Source organism: Kitasatospora sp. A2-31 (assembly GCF_022288725.1).
Classification (GTDB): domain Bacteria; phylum Actinomycetota; class Actinomycetes; order Streptomycetales; family Streptomycetaceae; genus Kitasatospora.
In genome coordinates this window covers 1-1,307 of the sequence record NZ_JAKNTA010000208.1, presented here as the reverse complement: position 1 = coordinate 1,307, position 1,307 = coordinate 1, and the positions used below count along the sequence as shown (strand labels likewise).

1 protein-coding gene is annotated in these 1,307 nt (G+C 74.3%); it reads right to left on the bottom strand.

What is annotated here, in order from left to right; translation table 11 throughout:
* Positions 1-108 precede the first annotated feature (108 nt).
* Entirely contained in the window at positions 109-1,104 is a 996-nt protein-coding gene (locus tag MCM47_RS40935; protein ID WP_238864480.1) for a 2-hydroxyacid dehydrogenase, read from the bottom strand.
* Positions 1,105-1,307 lie beyond the last annotated feature (203 nt).

The following is a 1,307-nucleotide window of genomic DNA, read 5'->3' as shown; positions in this document are numbered from 1 at the left end:
CCGCTCCCGCCTGCACCGGGCCCGGCGCCGCTTCCGCCAGCACTGGAACGCCACTCCGGTCTGCTGACCCCGCCCGGGGAACCCACGACGGGCCGTCCTCTCGCGGGGTCAGCTCCTCGGCACGAGGGTGTTCTCGTTGCGGCGGCCGGCGGCGAAGTCGTCGACGTTGCGGGCGGTGGCGTCGATGATCTGGCCGACGGCGGTCCCGGTGAAGTAGGCCTGGTGGCTGGTGACCAGGACATGGGGGAAGGTGACCAGGCGGGCGAGGGTGTCGTCGGTGATGCCGTGGATGGAGCGGTCGGTGAAGAAGACGCCGGTCTCCTCCTCGTAGACGTCCAGGCCGACGCCGGAGAGCCGCCCGGCGCGCAGCGTCTCCACCAGGGCGGCGCTGTCCACGAGGCCGCCGCGGCTGGAGTTGACCAGGATGGCGTCGTCCTTCATCCGGGCCAGCGCGGCCGCGTCGATCAGGTGGTGGGTGGCCGGCACCAGGGGGACGTGCAGGCTGATCAGGTCGGAGCGGCCGAGGAGGTCGGGCAGCTCGGTGTAGGCCATGCCGAGCTCCAGGCAGTCCGGGTTCGGGGCGATGTCCCAGCCGAGCAGTTCGGTGCCGAAGCCGGTGGCGATCCGGGCGAAGCAGGTGCCGATCTTGCCGGTGCCGATCACGCCGACCGTCATGCCGTGGACGTCGCGGCCGAGCAGGCCGTCCAGCCGGAAGTCGAACTCGCGGGTGCGGACGGCGGCGCGGGTGAGCCGCCGGTTCACCGCCAGCGCCAGCGCCCAGGCGTGTTCGGCGACCGCGTGGGGACTGTAGTGGGAGACCCGCGCGACGGTGAGGCCGAGCTCGGCGGCGGCGTCCAGGTCGATGTTGTTGAAGCCGGTGGAGCGCTGGGCGATCAGCTTCGTGCCGCCGGCGGCCAGCACGGTGAGCGTCCCGGCGTCGAGCACGGCGTTGACGCTGCTGCTGACGACCGGGTGGCCGCTGGCCAGCGGGGCGGTGTCGCGGTTGAGGAAGACGTCCAGGCAGCGCAGTTCGTGCCGCCCGGCGAAGGCCCGCTCCAGCAGCGGCCGCTCGTCGGTCTGGACGCCGTACGCCAGGATCTCCATCGACTGGTTCCTTCCGTGGTGGGCCGGCCCACCGGTCACGCTAGCCGCTGCCGCCCGGCGCCGGGCGGGAACGACACCGGCCCCCGGGCGGCAACGCCACCGGCCCCCGGGCCGGAACGCCACCGGCCCCCGGGCGGGTGCTCGGGGGCCGGTGCCGCGGTGCTTCGTGCGGCGGTGCTCCTCGTGCCGCGGCGCGGCGGGGG